Consider the following 18,346-nt stretch of genomic DNA (forward strand, 5'->3'; position numbering starts at 1 on the left):
AATGACCCGCCCATGACCAAAACCACGCGCCTGAAAAACAACGCGGACCTGCGTTTCGAGGATTTCTTCGACCTGCAGGAGGTCCAGAGTATCCAAGACAGCTTTGCCTTGGCCACGGGCGTCGCATCCCTCATAACCTCCCCGGAAGGGGTTCCTTTGACTCGGCCCAGCAATTTCACCCGCCTCTGCGGCGAAGTCATCCGGGCTTCCCGGACGGGACGTGAAAACTGCATGCGCTCCGACACCCTGCTAGGCGCATACAACCCCGCCGGTCCGAACATAAGGCGTTGCATGAGCGGCGGATTGTGGGACGCAGGGGTCAGCATCACCGTGGGCGGCAGGCATGTCGCCAACTGGCTCATCGGACAGGTGCGCTCAAGCCTTGCGGACGAAGAGGCCATGCTCGGCTATGCGCGGACCATCGGCGTCGACCCTCTGGAATACCGCGAGGCCATGGAGCAGGTCCCCTTCATGGAGGAGGAGCAATTCCGCCGCATCGCCGACGCCCTCTTCGTCATCGCCAACTCCCTGTCCGAAAAAGCCTATCAGCAGGCCATGCTTCTGGAGGAAAAGAGGCAGCGGCAGAAGATGGACGCCATGCGCAAGATGCTCATGGACCGCAGTCTGGACGCCATAGTCATCATTGATCAGAACCATCGCGTGATTGAAGCCAACAGACGATTTGCGGAGCTGCTCGGCTATTCCGACAGCGAAGTGCTCGAATTGCGGACCTGGGATTTTGAAGCGAACATGACGGAGACGATGATCAGGGAGCTTTTTTCCGATCTGTCCAAAGTCAACTCCGTTTTCGAATCCAGACATCGCCGAAAGGACGGCTCGGTCTTTGATGTCGAGGTCAGCACGGCTGGAGCCGACATCGACGGCCACTGCTGTATCATCGCCTTCAGCCGTGACATCACCGAGCGCAAGCAGGCCGAGAGAAGGCTCCGTCAAAGCGAACAGCATTTCCGGGCGCTTTTCGAGCTGAGCCGCGACGGGTTCATCCTGGCCGACCCCGAAGGGCGGTTTCTGGATGCGAACAAGGCGTACTGCGACATGACGGGCTATTCGCTGCCGGAACTGCGCACTCTTGGCGATTTCTACGCCATCACACCTCAAAAATGGCATGAATGGCAACACGGCGAGATATGGCCGAGGCTGTTCAAGACCGGCGACACCGGGGTTTACCAGAAGGAGTACATCCATAAGGACGGGCATGTGTTCCCGGTGGAACTGCGCGATTTCGCGGTGCATGACGACAACGGTGTCGTCAAGTACGCTTGGGGCATCGCGCGGGACATCTCCGAGCGCGCCTGGACCGAAGAGAAGATGCACACCCTGATGCAGATGGTCGAGCAGAGCCCGGCCTGCATCGTCATGACCGATCCGCAGGGAAACATCGAATACGTCAATCCCAAGTTCACGGAGCTTTCAGGGTATTCCTTCGACGAAGTCAGAGGGGAAAATCCCCGGATTCTCGGTTCGGGCTACAAGTCGCGCGAGGAGTATCAGGAGCTTTGGAGCACCATCGAGTCAGGCCGGCAGTGGCGGGGCGAGTTCCGCAATCGCCACAAGGACGGCAGCCTCTACTGGGAATCCGCTCTCATCGCGCCCGTCCTCGATACCGCAGGCCGGATCACCCACTATGTGGCCATCAAGGAGGATATCACCCAGCGCCGCCACGCCGAAGAGGAGCTGCGCAAGCGCGACATCAACTTCAAGAAGATCGTGGACATCCTGCCGCAGCTGGTTTCCTATATTGACAAAGATCTGTGCTACCGTTTTGTCAATGCTGCGTATTCCAGCTTTTTTTCGGACAGAAATCTCATCGGGCTTACCGTCCCGGAGGTCATCGGCGAGAAGGCATTCGAGGCCACACGGGGGCATATAGAGCAGGTTTTTCAGGGCAAGACGGTGCATTACGGCGCCACCCTGACGTATCCGATCATGGGCGAGCGCTTTGTCGATGTCTATCTCATCCCGTATTATTCGAGCCATGGGGTCGTGGGCGGCTATTACGCGATCCTGAACGATCTCACCCATCTGAAGAAAATCGAGGATTCCCTGCGCCGGGCCAAGGACGAGGCGGAAGCCGCGAGCAAGCTCAAGTCCGAATTTCTGGCCAACATGAGCCACGAAATCCGCACGCCCCTGAACGGCATCCTCGGCATGTTGCAGCTCATGCAGTCCACTACGCTGGATACGGAGCAGCGCCTGTGCCTGCACACGGCCATCAAATCATCCAGGCGACTGACCCGGCTCTTGAGCGACATCCTCGACATCTCGAAAATCGAGGCCGACAAGCTGGTTTTTCGCGAACACGCCTTCGACATCATGGATGTGGACAAAGCGCTCGCGGAATTGTTCGGGCAGGCGGTGAAGGAAAAGAACGTTGCCTACGACTTCAGGGTCGACCCCCGTCTTCCCAAACAGGTCATGGGCGATGAGGCGAGGCTGGTGCAGGTGCTTTTCAATCTGGTCGGCAATTCCCTGAAATTCACCGATCAAGGCCATGTACGTGTGGAGATCTCGGTCCTGCCATTCACGGCCGGGGCACCTCTTCGGCTGCTTTTTTCGGTCAGCGACACGGGGCTGGGCATGTCTGAACAGACCCAGAAGGACATTTTCGAGCCCTTCATTCAGAGCGACGGATCCTACACGAGGAGGCATCAGGGTGTGGGACTGGGGCTGACCATAGTGCGCAAGCTGGTGCAGCGCATGGGCGGAAGCCTTTGTCTGGATTCAGCGTCCGGGCAGGGGACGGCCATTTATGTTTCCCTTCCCTTTGGACTGCCGCCGCAGCGCACAGGGCAGGAACTTTCCTCTCGCGGACAGTTTGACGGATTGCCCGGCCTGCGACTGCTCATGGTCGAGGACGACGCGGTCAATCTGCTCTGCGGTCAGCGCCTTTTGGAGAAAGCCGGCTATGTGGTCACTGCGGCCCGCGATGGCCAGGAGGCTCTTGAAGCGCTCCTGAGCAAGGATTTCGATCTGGTGCTGATGGACATCCAGATGCCCGTGCTCGACGGAATCCAGACCACCCGAGCCATCCGGCACGCGGCTTCCTTCGCGCACGTGTCGGACATTCCCATCATCGCCCTGACCGCTCACGCCATGGCCGGGGATCAGGAAAAATTCCTGGATGCCGAGATGGATGGCTATTTGAGCAAGCCTTTTGACCTTTGCAAGATCAACCAGGAGATTGCCAGGGTCATCTCCCTGCCGCGCAGGGGGGCGCGGCAGGAAGATTGAAATGCAAGGATTCTGGGATGTTGAGTTGGGCCCCGGTTCTTTTCAGACGGGTTCACCCATGCTAGAAGAGCCGACCGGTGATCGAGGGGCGAAGAACAACATGAATAAAAGCAATGACATACAGCACGATACAGAGAGGTTTGCATGCGAATACTGATAGTGGAAGATGATTTTGTCGGCCGCAAGGTGATGCACCAGTTGCTGCTCGAGTACGGAGAGTGCGATGTCGCCGTGGATGGAGTCGAGGCCGTGAAGGCTTTTGATCTGGCCTGGGAGGCGAATCAGCCCTATGATGTCATGTTTCTGGACATAATGATGCCGAACATGAGCGGGCACGAAGCCCTGAAGATCATCAGGGACAAGGAAAAGGAGCGCGGCGTGACGCCGCAGAACGAAGTGAGGGTCATCATGACCAGCGCCCTGGACGACGTGAAGAACGTGACCCAGTCCTTTTTTCAGGGCGGCGCGTCGGCTTATCTGGTCAAGCCCATCGAGCGGCGCAAGGTCATCGAAGAGCTTCGAAAACTGGGCCTGGTGTGATGTGTTTGTGCCGATCCGGCAATCAGGATCGGCACAACTGCAAGACCAGCGGGGTGATCTGGGTCAGCGGCACTATCTTGTCCACGCCGCCCAGCTTGATGGCCTCGCCGGGCATGCCGAAGACGACACAGGACTGTTCGTCCTGGGCCACGGTCACCGCTCCCGCCTGATGCATTTCAAGCATGGCCTTGGCGCCGTCGTCGCCCATGCCCGTCATGATCACTCCCACCGCGTTTTTGCCCGCATACCGGGCGGCCGAACGGAAAAGCACGTCCACCGAGGGACGGTGCCGTGAGACCAGCGGCCCTTCCTTGACCTGCACGTAATATCTGGCGCCGCTGCGTTTGAGGAGCATGTGGAGGTTGCCCGGAGCGATGAGGGCCTGGCCGCGCAGCACGGTGTCGTTGTCGACGGCTTCCTTGACCACGATGTCGCACAGGGTGTTCAACCGCTGGGCAAAGGCGGCCGTGAATTTTTCCGGCATGTGCTGGACGATGACGATGCCCGGGCAATCCACCGGCATGGACTGGAGCAGGGTCAGGAGAGCCTCGGTGCCACCCGTGGAGGCCCCGACCACGATGACCTTCTCCGTGGTCTGGATCATCGCGTTGGACGCGGCCCGCGGCAGCACTGCGTCGGCCGTCAGTTTCTGGCTGATCTTGAGGGTCCGGGGCACGTACTGCTTCACCTTGGCCTTGGCCGCAGCCTTGACCTCGTCGCAGAGCATTATTCGCGACTCTTCCATGAACTGCTTCGTGCCCACCTTGGGCTTCTGGATGATGGAGACGGCCCCGTATTCCAGGGCCTTCATGGTCGTTTCGGCGTTTTTCTCGGTCAGGGTGGAGCAGATGATGGTCGGGATAGGGTGCTGGGTCATGATCTTCTTGAGAAACGTGATCCCGTCCATGCGCGGCATTTCCACATCCAGGGACAGGACGTCCGGCGTCTGGTCGCGCATGATCTCGGCCGCCGCGAAAGGGTCTCCCGCCGCGCCGATGACTTCGATTTCCGGATCCGAGGAATAGATGGAGGTCAGAGTCTGGCGAACGAGGGCCGAATCATCCACAATGAGGATGCGAATTTTATCTTTCATGCACGCGGACTCCTGATTTGCATTCAATAACGTGAATTTTTTGGCTATATACCGTCAGGATCAGAGAGTAAATCAGGAAGTGGAGGTAAAGCGACTAGACCGCCTGATACAGTGCATGGTCCAGATGCCTGAAACCCGGCATGCGCGGCATGCGTGCCCCCAGGACCAGGATGCCGCCCGGGGTCAGATATTGCCGCAGACGTCCGGCCAGAGCCTGCGCCAGGGCAGGGTGAAAATGGTGCAGCACCTGGCGGCAGACGATGACATCCATGGGTTCGCGCAGGGAAAAGGAATCGAAAATGTCCTGACACCTGAAATTGACCATTTCGCGCACTCCGGGCCGCAGCCGCACCAGGTTCTTGCCGGTGTCGCGGCTGCGCAGGAAATAGCGTTTGACCAGGGCCGGCGACAGACTGCGAACGCTGGCTGAAGGGTACACGCCGCGTTTGGCCTGATCCAGGTTGGCCGGCAGAAAGTCCGTGGCCAGAATGGAAAACTCGAGTCCGGAGCGCTCCCTGGCTTCTTCCAGCAGGGTGATGCACAGGCTGTATGCGTCGAGCCCGCGATCGCATCCGGCCACCAGAAACGAGGAGAGCCGGGCTGAGCCGTGGTGATGATGATCGGCGACGATTTCCGCCAGGAACTCAAATTGCCGGGCGTCGTGCAAAAAACCGTGGTCCTTGCCAAGTGCATCGACAAGATAGGGGAGTTCCAGGCGCAGGCCCGAGCGAAAGGTGTTTTCTTCTGATGACATCTGCATGGAGAAAGGTTACTTTTACTTACAACGTGGATAATTTCTGCAACTTACACACAAGGTTCACAAGTCGGCAATGCAAAGAATCGCAAAAAACAGGATGATCATTCCGGCACAGGCCATCGACGGTCTCGAAGATTGCCGGGAATTGCCTCATGACTACCTTCTGGTAGGCCAGGGAGGGATATATTCCACCCCGACGCTGGTGCAGACGGTGCTCGGTTCGTGCGTTTCCGTGACCATGTATTGCGCAAAATATCGCTGGGGCGGAATTTTTCACGCGTTGCTTCCGCGCATCGGCGATTTCTCGGGGGGCAGGACAAGCGGCGATCAGTACCGCTACGTCGATTCTTCGATCTGGAGTCTGCTCCGGGAATTCGCGAAAGCGGGGATTTCAGCAAAAAGCATTGAATGCAAGGTTTTTGGTGGGGCCTCGCCGCTACATCAGAACTGCGACGCCTCGGCCGGAAACCGCAACGTCAAGGTCGCCATGGAAGTCCTGGCCGAGGAGGGGGTGACGGTCAGCGCCTCCAGCGTCGGCGGCAACGGCGGCCGCAAGCTGTTCTTCAGAACGGACACGGGATTGGTGCTGCAAAAGCGTTTCATCGTCACCACCTGCAAAGAATGCAAGAGTTGACACCGTAGGGGCAAAAAATTTTTTGCCCTCCCCATGCGCCACCCACGCGCCATTCCCAACGCCCGCCCCCTCCATACTGATCCCACAAAATCCTAATCCACCCAATCGAACGTCCTGGTCACGGCCTTTTGCCAGCCCGCGAACAATTCGGTGCGTTTTTCTTCGGCCATGTCCGGAATCCAACGTTTGTCCTCTTCCCAGTTGTTGTACAATTCCTCGCGCCCGGACCAGAAACCAGATGCGATGCCCGCCGCGTAGGCTGCTCCGAGGCAGGTGGTTTCGGCCACTTTGGGGCGGATGACCGGAACGTTCAGGATGTCGGCCTGGAACTGCATCAGCAGTTCGTTGTAGACCATCCCGCCGTCGGCCTTGAGTGTTTTCAGCTCCACTCCGGAATCCTTGTTCATGGCCAGCACGATGTCCTTGGCCTGGTAGGCGGTGGCTTCAAGCACGGCCCGGGCGAAATGGTTGCGGTTGATGTAGCGGGTCAGGCCGACCATGACGCCGCGCGCGTCGGGACGCCAGTAGGGGGCGTAGAGGCCGGAGAAGGCCGGAACGATGTACATGCCGCCCGTGTCCTCGACCTTTCTGGCCAGGGTCTCTATCTCCGGGGCCGAGGAGAACATCTGCAGGTTGTCGCGCAACCACTGCACCAGGGCCCCGGCGATGGCGATGGAGCCCTCCAGGCAGTAGGACGGCTTGCGGCCGCTGAACTGGTAGGCCAGGGTGGTGATGAGTCCATGCTTGGACGGAATGGGCTCGTGACCCGTGTGCATGAGCAGGAAGCAGCCCGTGCCGTAGGTGTTCTTGGCCTCGCCGGGGGCAAAACAGGTCTGGCCCACCAGGGCCGCCTGCTGGTCGCCGACGGCCCCGCAGACCGGGACGCGCGCGCCGATGGGCCCGTCCTCGCTGGTGGGGCCCCAGGTGTCGCTGTCCGAGGACGGCACGATGCGCGGCAGGCCCTGGAGCGGAATGTCCATGATCCTCAGGATTTCTTCGTCCCAGGCCAGGGTTTTGAGGTCCATGAGCATGGTCCGGCTGGCGTTGGTCACGTCGGTCACGTGCGCGCCGCCCCTTGGACCGCCGGTCAGCCACCAGATGATCCAGGTCTCGATGGTGCCGAAAAGGGCGTTGCCCTTGTCTGCGGCGGCCCTGGCCTCGGGCACGTTGTCCAGAATCCAGCGCATCTTGGGGCCGGAAAAATACGTCGCGACCGGCAGCCCCGTCACGGGCCGGAAACGGTCCTGGCCGCCGTCGGCGATGAGCTGCTTGCACAGTTCGTGGGTGCGGGTGCACTGCCAGACGATGGCGTTGTAGTACGGCTTGCCCGTGAAGCGGTCCCAGACCACGGTGGTTTCGCGCTGATTGGTGATGCCGATGGACGAGAGCTCCGAGCCCTTGATCCCGGATTTGGCCAGCGCGCCCCGGATGACATCCTGGGTGTTGTTCCAGATCTCCATGGGATCGTGTTCGACCCAGCCGGGCTTCGGATAGATCTGCTCATGCTCCTTTTGGTCCATGCCGACGATGCGGCCCCGTTCGTCAAAGATGATGAAGCGACTGCTGGTGGTCCCCTGATCGACTGCGCCTACGTAGCGGGCCATGTGCTCTCCTCCTGCTGGGTGTTTCACTCTTCCTACAGAATTTTCATGCGTTCTCAAACCACGAAGCGGGTCAGTACGTCGCCGGGCTTTATGCCGACCTCGTCCGGACTCAGTCCCAGGGCCAGGCCCAGAATTGTGGAAAAGAGGACGGCCGGTATGGTCTGGGGTCTTTTTTGATTCTCGCTGCCGAACTGCAATTGGCAATAGGTGCAGGCCGTGGCCAGCAGATCCGCGCCGGACGAGCTGGCGCCGGCCATTTTTTTGGCCACCAGCAGATCCGCGATGTTTTCGTCACGGCCGCGAAGCGGATACCCGCAGCACTCCAGGCGCAGTTCCCAGGGCAGGGGAGCGGCGCCGGTGGCGGCGACCAGGCGTTCGAAGATCGTCGGCGCCAGCGGGTCGTCGAAGTGGGTGATGTTCTCGGGACGCAGGGCATGGCAGCCGTAATGGCAGGCAATTTTCAGCCCCTTGAGCGGGCGGATCACGGCCTTGGCCACACCGCCGGGCAGATCGTCGAGGATCTGCAGAAAATGACGGACGCGGGCTTTTTCCGGGAATTCAAGCCCTTCTTCATGAAGCAAATCCTTCATGCGTTGCTTTAGCTTTTCGTCCTGACCGGCCTGGTGCCGCGCCTGCTGAAGGTTGCCGAAGCAGCATTTGCAGGGAGTCATCAGATCAAGGTCAAGGTTTTCCGCCAGGGCCAGGTTGCGCAGGGCGGAATAGACGGATGCGTCCCGGCTCTCGTGGCGCACGGGATAGCCGCAGCAGTTGAACTCGGGCCTTAGCAGCTCCACTCCGAGGCGGGTACAGACGGCCTCCACGCTCCGGCCGTGGATCGGCAGATGATGGGCGATCTTGCAGCCCGGAAAATAGGCGTATTTCATGACCGGCCCTCTTTCTTGCGCAGGATTTCCGCTCCCAGTTGCCTCAGCTCGTACAGGATGTCAGCCACGGGCACGCCCTGAGGGCAGTGTTCCTGGCATTTGTAGCAGGTGGTGCAGCTCCAGACCATGCGCGCGCCAAGGGTCTGGGCTTTGAGGCCCATGCGCAGCAGGTTCATGATCTGTTGTGGGGCGAGATCCAGATCCCGGGACGGGTCCTCGCTGACCGCGACCACCGGGCAGACGCCCGTGCAGGTGGTGCACTGCACGCAGCCCCAGAAGGATTCGGCCCGGTCCGCCAGACCGGCCCCCGTGCCGCCGACCCCGCCCAGATCGCGCGAGGCAAGCTCCCTGGCCCATTCTCCGGCCGTGCGCTTGCGGATTTCCCCGTCCACTCCGGCCCGGCCCGCCTCGGTCAGGGCCTTTTTCGAGGCCATCCACAGGTCTTGCAGATCGATGCCGGCGGAACACACCTGCGTGCAGCGCAGGCATTCGGTGCAGATGTGGCTGCCTTCGACCAGCGCGGCGGAACGGCCGGGCGGGAGCCTGTCGTCCAGATGGCGGCGCAGGTCGGCCAGCTTGTCCATGGGCAGGATGTCCGGGTTGCCAAGCACCCGGTGCGCCGGGGCCACGCTGCAATGCAGGCTGCATTGCCCGCAGCGGGTGCAGGCGTCCAGGGCCAGCCCCCGGGCCAGGGTATGTTTGGGTGTGTCCGTGGTTCGTGATCCGCCGCGCGCGAACAGATTGATGCCGGTCGCGACAGGATGAAAGAATTTGCCCCAGGGCAGAAGGGCAAGGCCCAGAAAGGCCAGGCCGACATGCACATGCCAGAAGAGGTCGCGTCCCTGATCGGCGATGTGCAGGGACGCGGGCACAAGCGCGGTCATGGAGCGCGAAACGAAGGCCGAGGACGTGGGGGAATGACATCCGGCGCAGCGATCCTCGTGCAGTTCGGCGCCGAGTTCGAGCATTTCGGGGGCCGTCGGCAGAAACTCCCGGAAGCGCACGCCGTTTTCCCTGGCCCAGTACGCCTTGAGGGAAATCAGCTCTTCTGGTTCGGCATCGACGAAATAATCATCCGTCATGCGCTTGAAATCTCCGGCGGACATGATCTTCAACGATTCCAGGAAAAAGCCGGAGACGAGCACGCCAAAGACCACGGCAAGGAGAGTCCAATCCTGCAACCTGCTGAATTTCTTGAGTGCCATGTAGCGATTCAGGAACAGGAGCGTCAGGCCGAGGACGGAGAGCAGTCCGAAGAGATTGCGCAGGAATTGCCAGGGATCGAGGGTCGGTTCGTATCCGGCAAAGAGCGGGCGGGTGACGACCCCGTCCATGGCATGCAGGACGATGAGGGGCACGAAGCCAAGGATCAGGAGCGTGTGGCCGGTCCAGCGCAAGGGGCTGCGCAGGGTGCGGCGGAGCAGGACGAGATCCGCAAGCCCTCCGCCGAGCATGCCAAGGAACCCAAGGATGCCGGGGCGCGGCCTGCCTTGCTCCGGCCGTCCCATGGCCGCGCCGCGCCTGAACCATCCCCGCATGCGCCAAAGAGCGCCAAGGCCCGCGCTTGCGCAGGCAAGAACGAGACCGATGGAAAAAAAGTCCATGCAGGCTCCTGTGGTTGAAAATTACAGGGAGTCCACCGCCTTGTAGGCCGTGGCTATGGCCAGCCCGGCTCCGCACTTCATGCGCATCCAGTCCTGGTGGGCCAGGATCGCTCCGGCGGCGTGCAGGCGGGGATGAAACACCCGGCCCTGCGCGTCAAGAGGGCGCAGGTTCTCGTCGGTCTCGATTCCGGCCTGATTGACCTCGTGTCCCTGTGGGTCGAAAAATTCGGGCCGATGCCACAGGGCCCGGTTTTCGGGCTGGCTGACGGGCAGATCGAAGACCGCCTCGAAAATGCGGTGGCGGTTCGCCTTCAGACCCTTGCCGAAGAAGCGGCCGCTGGCCAGGATCGCGCTCTTCGCGAAAATCTCCACGGATGTCGAACCGCTTCCGGCGGTGAATGAAAATCCCTCTTCGGAACACGCGGCTTTCGTGATCAGCTTCTGCGTATAGGTGCGCACCCCGAGGGCCGGAAGGCCACGGTCGAAGGCGGCGCGCAGCCGGGGACCGGCAATGGACGGTGGCAGGGTGGGGATCTCAAAGACCGGCCTGCCGAGCAGCTCTTCCAGATGACTGAGCACGGCCGTGGTGTCGGTCATGCCCAGAATGGCCGGAAAACCAACATATTCGGCGTCGGCGACGAACGGTGCGACGGTCTGGGCAAGCTCCGCCCGGCGTGCCGGGTCGGCCATGCTCCAGGCCATGTGTTCGGGATAGAGTTCGCCGCCCATGCCGGGAAATTTGATTCGCGCCACCTTCAGGTTCGGCCAGGAATCTTTCCGCACTTCCGCGATCTGTCTGGCGCTCAGGCCTTTGAGTCCGCTGAAATCGACGAGCAGCGTGGGCGCCTTCGTTTCCCAGGCCTTGACCCCGTTCCAGGCCGTGCAGGGCAAGAGATAGGTCGGCTTCATGGTCCCGGCGGCGGTCAGGGTCAGGGTGTTTTTGCCCGTGCGGCCACGGTAGCACAGGCCGTGGCGGCCCAGGAAGGTGGTGAATTGCTCCAGGGCCCGGCATATTTCATCGTCGCTGACACGGCAGTAGGGATGATCGGGGAGATCCCGGCGCAGGGCGACCAGGGCCGCGAAGGGGTCCTCCCAGACCTTTTGCTCGGCGATGGGGTGCACGGCTAGAAGGTCGATGAAGCCGGTGCTGAAATCGATGCCGCCCGTGGCTCCGGTCTGGGCCACGGACAGCCCCCGCTCGGCGGCGAACAGCGTCGCGGCCATGCCGGCAAAGCCCGAGCCGATGACCATGACATCATAGGTTTTCATGACGGCTCCTTGAAGGCGGTGGCGGGACAGTTCTCGCTCTCTTCGTCCCTGGTCGAGGGGGCGGGGCCGAACTCCAGGTCCATGGCTCCGCAGTGCAGGGCCTCCTGCAGGTCGGCCTGCATGAGCGGCACGCCCCAGAGTATCGGCGAAAAGCCTCGCCAGCGGCGCTCGGTGAAAGTCTTGAGCTCTGCCAGGCCCTGGGTGCCAGTGGAGACTTCGCGATCATAGAGGTGGCCGGTGATGCGCGGTCCGCAAAAACCGCCCTGGCAGGGGCCCTTGCCGACCCGGCTGCGCATGCCGATGGCCTTGAGCATGGAGCGGCCGCGCATGTCCTTGGCCTCGTCCACGATGGCGTCGATGACGCTTCGCGAGACCATCTCGCACTCGCACAGCACGATGTCGTCTTCGGCCCGGTTCTCCACCCAGCTTTTCGGACCCCGGCCGGGCTCGGTCCATTTGCCCATGCTGGAAGGCGGGAGCGGTTCCGTGCGGGTCAGGCAGGGCGCGGCGACGCCAAGTTTGGCGCAGGCCAGATCCGCCGCCTTTTCGGCCATGAGCCGATATGTGGTCAGCTTGCCGCCGGTGATGGTCATGAAATTTTCCACGCCCTCGCCCGCGTGGTCGATGAGCGAGAAGCCCCGGCTGACCGCGCGGTCGTCACCGGCCGGGCCCAGGGAGACCAGCGGCCGCACTCCGGCGTAGGCCCGGATGTAGCGGGTTCGATCCAGGATGGGCAGCATGTCCCGGGCGTCGTCGATGATGCGGTCGGTTTCCGCCACGCTCGGGCGGCATCCGTCGGGCGTGGGCACGCGGATGGAGGTGGTGCCGAGGATGGACACGGTTCCGCCGGGCACGAGGATATCCGCGTCCGAGGGTGGACGCAGGCGGTTGATGACCCGGGTGGCGATGCGGTCCTGGGTGATGATGAGGCTGCCCATGGAATAGAGGATGTTGATGTGCGCCCCGGCCAGGGCCGCGATCCGTCCCGCCCAGGCCCCGGAGGCGTTGATGACCAGCTCGGCCTCGATCAGGACTTCGCCGCCGGTGGTTATGTCCCGGCAGCGCACGAGGGTGACGCGGCCGTCCGTGACTTCCATGGACACGGCAGCGAGGTTGCGGCGCATGGAGCAGCCAAGACTCATGGCCTGGGCGATGTTGTCCAGCGAGAGCATGAACGGGTCCACCGCGCCGTCCTGCACCGCGAAGGCGGCGATGAGATTCTCCGACAGGGCGGGCTCCATGGCGCGGGCGGTGCGCAGCTCAAGGCCCCGGCAGGGCACGCCGCTCTTGGCGCAGAGCCCGGAAAAATCGGAGACGTAGCGTTCGTCGTCTCCGCGCACGGCGACAAAAAGTCCCCCCGTATCCTCGATGCACTGCGGAGCGAGGCGGCGCAAGATGTCGCCTTCCTCCCGGCATTCCACAGCGGCCTCCACATCCGAGGCCACATAGCGCGCGCCGCTGTGCAGCAGGCCGTGATTTCCCCCGGAAGCGCCGGAATTGACGTCGCGCTGCTCGATCAGGAGCGCCTGCACCCCGCGCAAGGCCAGGTCGCGCAGCAAGCCCGCGCCGGTGACGCCGGCGCCGATAATGAGAACCCGGGTTGTGAGTATGGTCATGGATGTCCTTGCAGCGTCAACAAAAACGAAAGGAAACGAAAAAGTGAACTTTTCCGCGCGCACTTTTGTCGTACAGCCGGAGGCGGGTGAAATCATGCTGGCAATGAGGAGCAAGCCATGGTAACAGCTTTCGCGGAGCATGCCGCCTTCTGGGGAGTTTTTTTATCATGAGCCGTTACATTCCACCAGAATTTTTTTCTTAAAACGACACATAGCGCAATTTTTTTTTTCGAAAACGAAAGGAGAATCTATGGATGACGCTCGCACCGGCAAAGCCGAAGCCCAGGACACGGGGGCCCGGCATGTCACGGTCCGGCAACGCCATGCCGAAATGATCCGCATGGTCCGGGAGACGGGATTCGCGACCATCCAGTCCCTGGCCGACCATTTCGGCATCACCCCCCAGTCCGTGCGCCGGGACATCAACACCCTGAACGCCAAGGGCCTCCTGCAACGCTATCACGGCGGCGCGGGGCCATGCCTGAGCACCGAAAACCTGGACTATCTGGACCGCAAGGTACTCTGCCTGGCCGAAAAGAGAGTCATCGGGCAGATGGTGGCCCGGGCCATTCCCAACAAGTCGTCGCTTTTCATCAACATCGGCACCACCACCGAAGAGGTGGCCCGGGCCTTGGGCGGACACAAGAATCTGCGCGTCATCACCAACAGCCTCAACGTCGCCTCCATCCTGACCGGAAATCCGGAGGTGGAGATCATTGTGGCCGGCGGACTGATCCGTCATCACGACGGGGGCATTGTCGGCGAGGCGGCCATCGACTTCATCCGCCAGTTCAAGGTCGATTTCGGCATCATCGGCATCAGCGGCATCGACATGGACGGCACGCTTCTCGACTTCGACTACAGGGAGGTGCGCGCCGCCCGGGCCATCATGGAAAATTCCAGGCAGGTCTTCCTGGTCACGGACCACACCAAGTTCGGGCGCAACGCCATGGTGCGTCTGGGCAACATCGAGGAAATCGACGCCCTGTTCACGGACAAGACCCCGCCGGTCGGCGTTCTCGACCAGATGAAGCGTGGGAACGTCAAACTGCACGTCGATGAAGGGACGAAAGATTGAGCGTTTACGAACAAAATAGGTTGGCTGACCAATTTTCTTTTTCAGTTGAGAAAAAAGATTTCGTCTGCTATGGGCTTTTGAACACGATCCGGCCCTCATCCAGATGCCGGAATTCATATCCTGCCATGGAGGAGCCGCATGGGGCTTCAGCTTGATTTCATTGACAGAATAGTGGACGGCGAAACGCACCTCAAGGACATTTCGCTCAATTTCGAAACCGGCCGGCGTTATGTGCTGCTGGGTCGCACCCAGGCCGGCAAGACCTCGCTCCTGCGCATCATGGCCGGGCTCGACCGACCGTCAAAGGGCAAGGTCCTGGCCGACGGCAAGGACGTGACCGGCATGTCGGTGCGTCGCCGCAGCATCGCCATGGTCTACCAGCAATTCATCAACTATCCATCCCAGACGATTTTCGAAAACATCGCCTCGCCCCTGCGCATCGCGGGGATGCCCAAGGCCGAGATCGAACGGCGGGTCATGGAGACAGCCCGGATGCTGCATCTGGAGCCCCTGCTTTCGCGCCTGCCTGCCGAGCTTTCCGGCGGACAGCAGCAGCGCACGGCCATTGCCCGGGCCCTGGTCAAGGAGGCCCAGCTCCTGCTCCTCGATGAACCCCTGGTCAACCTGGACTACAAGCTGCGCGAGGAGCTGCGCGACGAGCTGCAACAGATCTTCGGCCAGCGCGAGTCCATCGTGGTCTACACCACGACCGAACCCACCGAGGCCCTCATGCTCGGCGGCAACATCATCATCATGCACGAGGGCAGGGTGCTGCAGACCGGCCCCACGGCCGACGTCTATCATCATCCGGCCACGACGCAGGTCGCCGAAGTCTTCAGCGACCCGCCGATCAACTTCATCACCGCCGAGGTCGACACCGAAAAGGCGCATCTGCGCATCGGCATCGATCTGCCCCTGACCGGACATCTGTGTGATCTGCCGCCTGGCGTCTACAAATTCGGCATCCGCTCGCACCACTTCAATCTGAACCGCAAGACTCCCGATGACGTGGAGATCCGCACCATTGTCGAGCTGGCAGAAATCAACGGTTCCGAAACCTTTGTGCATTTTCACTATCGAAACAGGTCCCTGGTCCTGCAGGAACAGGGGGTCAGGACCTTCAAGGCCGGGCAGGAGATTTCGGTCTTCGTGCGGCCCTGCGATGTCTACGTGTTCGGAGAGGACGACCGCCTGGTCAAGGCGCCTGCATGTCCCGCCACTTGCGCCCATAGCGTCAACTAAAGGATTTTTTCATGGCCAAAATTGAACTTGAGAACATCGCCCACAGCTATCGGGCCAAGCCCGCGAGCGATGACGATTTCGCACTCAAGAAAGTGCAGACGGTCTGGGAAGACGGCGGCGCCTACGCGCTTCTGGGGTCCAGTGGCTGCGGCAAGACCACCATGCTCAACATCATCTCGGGCCTTCTGACCCCAAGCCAGGGGCGCGTGCTCTTCGACGGCAAGGACGTGACCAAGCTGCCGCCGGAAAAGCGCAACATCGCGCAGGTCTTCCAGTTTCCGGTGCTCTACGACACCATGACGGTTTTCGACAACCTGGCCTTTCCGCTGCGCAACCGCAAGGTGGAGGAGAGCGAGGTGCGTTCGCGTGTGCACGAGATCGCAGAGATCCTGGACCTGAGCCCCTACCTGAACAAGCGCGCCAGCGGCCTGGCCGCGGACGCCAAGCAGAAGATCTCGCTGGGGCGGGGCCTTGTGCGCAAGGACGTGGCCGCCATTCTTTTCGACGAGCCCCTGACCGTCATCGACCCGCATCTCAAATGGCAGCTGCGCCGCAAATTGAAGGAAATCCACCACCAGTTCGGCCTGACGCTCATCTACGTGACCCACGATCAGACCGAGGCCATGACCTTTGCCGACAAGATCGTCATCATGTACGATGGCGCGCTCCTGCAGATCGGTTCCCCGGATGAGCTTTTCGAGGACCCGGCGCACACCTTTGTCGGGTATTTCATCGGCAGTCCGGGCATGAACCTTTTGCCGTGCAAGGTGGACGGGAACCAGGCCGTGCTCGACTGCGGCAGCATCCCCCTTGATCCGGCCGTGGCCGCCAGGGCGGGGCAGGGCGAATTTCAGATCGGCATCCGTCCGCTGTACCTCGAACTGACGGACGAGCCCCGCGACGGGGCAGTGGCCGGACGCATCGTCTCCGTGGAGTTCGAAGGCAGCAGCCGCATCGTGACCGTGGAATCGGGTTCATCCAAGCTCAAGGTCAGAGTCCCCGAAGGGCGGCCCATCCCGGCCGACAGCTGCTGGGTTGTCTTTCCGCCTCGGCGGACCAAGCTTTTTCGCGACCAGTATCTGGTCAAGTAGGAGGTGGGCGTGGAAAAATGGGAGAACAACAGGGCCTGGTTTCTTATCCTGCCCGTCTTTGTCATCGTGGCCTTCAGCGCCATCATCCCGCTTATGACCGTGGTCAACTACTCGGTCCAGGACATCCTGGGACCCGGGCAGAGCGTCTTTGTCGGCACGGAATGGTTTCGCGAAATGCTGACCAATTCCCGCCTGCATGACGCACTCGTGAAGCAGCTCATCTTTTCCGGTCTGGTGCTCCTGATCGAGATCCCGCTCGGCATCGCCATCGCGCTGACCATGCCCCACAAGGGCTGGACCGCTTCGGCCTGTCTGGTGCTCCTGGCCTTGCCGCTGCTCATCCCCTGGAACGTCATCGGGACCATCTGGATCATCTTCACCCGACCCGACATCGGCCTCTTCGGAGCGGCCATCAACAGTCTGGGACTGGGCTTCGATCACACCGCCAACCCCCTGCATGCCTGGATCACGGTCATGCTCATGGAGGTCTGGCACTGGACGCCGCTGGTGGTCCTGCTGGCCTACGCGGGCCTGCGCTCCATCCCCGACGCATACTACCAGGCCGCCAAGATCGACGGGGCCAGCCGCTGGGCCGTGTTCCGCTACATCCAGCTGCCGAAGATGCGCGGGGTGCTGACCATCGCGGTGCTGCTCAGGTTCATGGACAGCTTCCTGATCTACGCGGAGCCCTTCGTGCTGACCGGAGGCGGTCCCGGCAACGCCACGACCTTCCTGTCCATCTATCTGGTCAAGCTCTCGACGGCCATGGACCTTGGGCCCGCCGCGGCCTTCTCCATCATCTACTTCCTCATCGTCCTGCTTTTCTGCTGGCTTTTCTATCAGGCTCTGCAGGCTGTGGGCACGGGGGACAAATCATGAGAAAACGTCATTTCATCCTGGTTTTCTATCTCGTCCTGCTGCTGCTTCCCATTTACTGGATGCTGAACATGTCCCTGCGCACCAACGCGGACATCATGCGCTCCTTCGAGCTCTTCCCGAGTTCCATGACCCTGGACAATTATGCCAAGATCTTCTCGGATCCGTCCTGGTATTCGGGCTACATCAACACCATGATCTACGTCAGCATCAATACGGTCATCTCCCTGGTCACGGCGCTTCCCGCCGCCTATGCCTTCTCGCGCTTCCGCTTCATCGGCGACAAGCACGTCTTCTTCTGGCTGCTGACCAACCGCATGGCGCCTCCGGCCGTTTTCCTGCTGCCGTTCTTCCAGCTCTATTCGACCTTCAATCTCATCGACACGCACATCGCCGTGGCCCTGGCGCACTGCCTGTTCAACGTGCCGCTGGCGGTCTGGATCCTGGAAGGATTCATGTCCGGCGTGCCTCGCGAGATCGACGAAACGGCCTTCATCGACGGGTACAGCTTCCCGCGTTTCTTCCTGGCCGTGTTCATCCCGCTCATCCGGGCGGGCATCGGCGTGACGGCCTTCTTCTGCTTCATGTTCAGCTGGGTCGAGCTGCTTCTGGCCCGCACCCTGACCACCACCGTGGCCAAACCCATCGCCGCGACCATGACCCGCACGGTCAGCGCCTCCGGCCTTGATTGGGGTCTGCTGGCAGCGGCCGGCATCCTGACCATCGTGCCCGGCGCGCTGGTCATCTGGTTTGTACGCAACCATCTGGCCAAGGGCTTCGCCCTGGGCCGGGTTTAGGAGGGCTGC

At 61.5% G+C, this 18,346-nt stretch carries 15 protein-coding genes; 8 read left to right on the plus strand and 7 right to left on the minus strand.

The annotated features are described in order from the left end of the window. Positions 1 to 12: 12 nt before the first annotated feature. Both BMZ24_RS09575 and BMZ24_RS09580 read left to right on the plus strand, forming a co-directional pair. Positions 13 to 3,252, plus strand: coding sequence for a PAS domain S-box protein (locus tag BMZ24_RS09575; protein ID WP_092191666.1), 3,240 nt, complete (start codon positions 13 to 15; stop codon positions 3,250 to 3,252). Positions 3,253 to 3,396: 144 nt separating this feature from the next. Further along, positions 3,397 to 3,792, plus strand: coding sequence for a response regulator (locus tag BMZ24_RS09580; protein ID WP_092191668.1), 396 nt, complete (start codon positions 3,397 to 3,399; stop codon positions 3,790 to 3,792). 22 nt (positions 3,793 to 3,814) lie between these two features. Here BMZ24_RS09580 and BMZ24_RS09585 read toward each other — a convergent pair whose 3' ends face one another. Then, positions 3,815 to 4,885: a protein-glutamate methylesterase/protein-glutamine glutaminase gene (locus tag BMZ24_RS09585; RefSeq protein ID WP_092191670.1), complete on the minus strand. Its 1,071-nt coding sequence runs from the start codon at positions 4,883 to 4,885 to the stop codon at positions 3,815 to 3,817. Positions 4,886 to 4,979: 94 nt separating this feature from the next. Further along, complete coding sequence (locus tag BMZ24_RS09590; RefSeq protein ID WP_092191672.1) at positions 4,980 to 5,645, minus strand: CheR family methyltransferase; 666 nt, start codon at positions 5,643 to 5,645, stop codon at positions 4,980 to 4,982. Positions 5,646 to 5,715: 70 nt separating this feature from the next. Between BMZ24_RS09590 and BMZ24_RS09595 the strand changes: the two genes are divergently transcribed. After that, positions 5,716 to 6,276, plus strand: a complete 561-nt coding sequence (locus tag BMZ24_RS09595) for a chemotaxis protein CheD (RefSeq protein ID WP_225940347.1) — start codon at positions 5,716 to 5,718, stop codon at positions 6,274 to 6,276. Positions 6,277 to 6,368: 92 nt separating this feature from the next. Here the strand turns inward: BMZ24_RS09595 and glpK are convergent, their stop codons facing one another. From glpK to BMZ24_RS09620, 5 genes are read right to left on the minus strand one after another with little or no spacing between them, the layout of a single operon-like run. Next, the gene (glpK, locus tag BMZ24_RS09600; RefSeq protein WP_092191676.1) at positions 6,369 to 7,880 is read right to left on the minus strand and encodes a glycerol kinase GlpK; all 1,512 of its coding nucleotides are present in this window, start codon (positions 7,878 to 7,880) and stop codon (positions 6,369 to 6,371) included. A 53-nt stretch (positions 7,881 to 7,933) separates the two neighbouring features. Beyond that, a complete protein-coding gene (locus tag BMZ24_RS09605; RefSeq protein WP_092191678.1) occupies positions 7,934 to 8,764 on the minus strand; it encodes a CoB--CoM heterodisulfide reductase iron-sulfur subunit B family protein in 831 nt (276 codons plus the stop codon). Then, positions 8,761 to 10,368 carry a 4Fe-4S dicluster domain-containing protein gene (locus BMZ24_RS09610; protein WP_092191680.1) on the minus strand — a complete coding sequence of 536 codons (1,608 nt, stop codon included), beginning with the start codon at positions 10,366 to 10,368 and terminating at the stop codon, positions 8,761 to 8,763. The genes BMZ24_RS09605 and BMZ24_RS09610 overlap by 4 nt, the downstream gene beginning before the upstream one ends. A 21-nt stretch (positions 10,369 to 10,389) precedes the next feature. Beyond that, positions 10,390 to 11,637 (minus strand): glycerol-3-phosphate dehydrogenase subunit GlpB, encoded by a 1,248-nt coding sequence (glpB, locus tag BMZ24_RS09615; RefSeq protein ID WP_092191682.1) that lies wholly within the window; start codon positions 11,635 to 11,637, stop codon positions 10,390 to 10,392. After that, positions 11,634 to 13,253: an FAD-dependent oxidoreductase gene (locus BMZ24_RS09620; protein WP_092191911.1), complete on the minus strand. Its 1,620-nt coding sequence runs from the start codon at positions 13,251 to 13,253 to the stop codon at positions 11,634 to 11,636. The genes glpB and BMZ24_RS09620 overlap by 4 nt, the downstream gene beginning before the upstream one ends. A 250-nt stretch (positions 13,254 to 13,503) precedes the next feature. Between BMZ24_RS09620 and BMZ24_RS09625 the strand changes: the two genes are divergently transcribed. The 5 genes from BMZ24_RS09625 (at position 13,504) to BMZ24_RS09645 (ending at position 18,337) form a co-directional block, all read left to right on the plus strand. Beyond that, entirely contained in the window at positions 13,504 to 14,331 is an 828-nt protein-coding gene (locus BMZ24_RS09625; RefSeq protein ID WP_092191684.1) for a DeoR family transcriptional regulator, read from the plus strand. A gap of 138 nt (positions 14,332 to 14,469) precedes the next feature. Further along, positions 14,470 to 15,573, plus strand: coding sequence for an ABC transporter ATP-binding protein (locus BMZ24_RS09630; RefSeq protein ID WP_092191686.1), 1,104 nt, complete (start codon positions 14,470 to 14,472; stop codon positions 15,571 to 15,573). Between the two features lie 11 nt (positions 15,574 to 15,584). Next, the gene (locus tag BMZ24_RS09635) at positions 15,585 to 16,664 is read left to right on the plus strand and encodes an ABC transporter ATP-binding protein (RefSeq protein ID WP_092191688.1); all 1,080 of its coding nucleotides are present in this window, start codon (positions 15,585 to 15,587) and stop codon (positions 16,662 to 16,664) included. 9 nt (positions 16,665 to 16,673) lie between these two features. After that, positions 16,674 to 17,543 (plus strand): carbohydrate ABC transporter permease, encoded by an 870-nt coding sequence (locus BMZ24_RS09640; protein ID WP_092191690.1) that lies wholly within the window; start codon positions 16,674 to 16,676, stop codon positions 17,541 to 17,543. Continuing rightward, positions 17,540 to 18,337 carry a carbohydrate ABC transporter permease gene (locus BMZ24_RS09645; RefSeq protein WP_092191692.1) on the plus strand — a complete coding sequence of 266 codons (798 nt, stop codon included), beginning with the start codon at positions 17,540 to 17,542 and terminating at the stop codon, positions 18,335 to 18,337. Before BMZ24_RS09640 ends, BMZ24_RS09645 begins: the two co-directional genes overlap by 4 nt. Positions 18,338 to 18,346 lie beyond the last annotated feature (9 nt).

The organism is Desulfomicrobium norvegicum (assembly GCF_900114595.1).
Classification (GTDB): domain Bacteria; phylum Desulfobacterota; class Desulfovibrionia; order Desulfovibrionales; family Desulfomicrobiaceae; genus Desulfomicrobium; species Desulfomicrobium macestii.

Bases quoted from the DNA above. Each gene is read 5' to 3' on its own strand.
- BMZ24_RS09585 (WP_092191670.1), bottom strand. From the start codon at position 4,885: ATGAAAGATAAAATTCGCATCCTCATTGTGGATGATTCGGCCCTCGTT.
- BMZ24_RS09625 (WP_092191684.1), top strand. From the start codon at position 13,504: ATGGATGACGCTCGCACCGGCAAAGCCGAAGCCCAGGACACGGGGGCC.
- glpB (WP_092191682.1), bottom strand. From the start codon at position 11,637: ATGAAAACCTATGATGTCATGGTCATCGGCTCGGGCTTTGCCGGCATG.
- glpK (WP_092191676.1), bottom strand. From the start codon at position 7,880: ATGGCCCGCTACGTAGGCGCAGTCGATCAGGGGACCACCAGCAGTCGC.
- BMZ24_RS09620 (WP_092191911.1), bottom strand. From the start codon at position 13,253: ATGACCATACTCACAACCCGGGTTCTCATTATCGGCGCCGGCGTCACC.
- BMZ24_RS09580 (WP_092191668.1), top strand. From the start codon at position 3,397: ATGCGAATACTGATAGTGGAAGATGATTTTGTCGGCCGCAAGGTGATG.
- BMZ24_RS09635 (WP_092191688.1), top strand. From the start codon at position 15,585: ATGGCCAAAATTGAACTTGAGAACATCGCCCACAGCTATCGGGCCAAG.
- BMZ24_RS09595 (WP_225940347.1), top strand. From the start codon at position 5,716: ATGCAAAGAATCGCAAAAAACAGGATGATCATTCCGGCACAGGCCATC.
- BMZ24_RS09590 (WP_092191672.1), bottom strand. From the start codon at position 5,645: ATGCAGATGTCATCAGAAGAAAACACCTTTCGCTCGGGCCTGCGCCTG.
- BMZ24_RS09630 (WP_092191686.1), top strand. From the start codon at position 14,470: ATGGGGCTTCAGCTTGATTTCATTGACAGAATAGTGGACGGCGAAACG.
- BMZ24_RS09645 (WP_092191692.1), top strand. From the start codon at position 17,540: ATGAGAAAACGTCATTTCATCCTGGTTTTCTATCTCGTCCTGCTGCTG.
- BMZ24_RS09610 (WP_092191680.1), bottom strand. From the start codon at position 10,368: ATGGACTTTTTTTCCATCGGTCTCGTTCTTGCCTGCGCAAGCGCGGGC.
- BMZ24_RS09575 (WP_092191666.1), top strand. From the start codon at position 13: ATGACCAAAACCACGCGCCTGAAAAACAACGCGGACCTGCGTTTCGAG.
- BMZ24_RS09605 (WP_092191678.1), bottom strand. From the start codon at position 8,764: ATGAAATACGCCTATTTTCCGGGCTGCAAGATCGCCCATCATCTGCCG.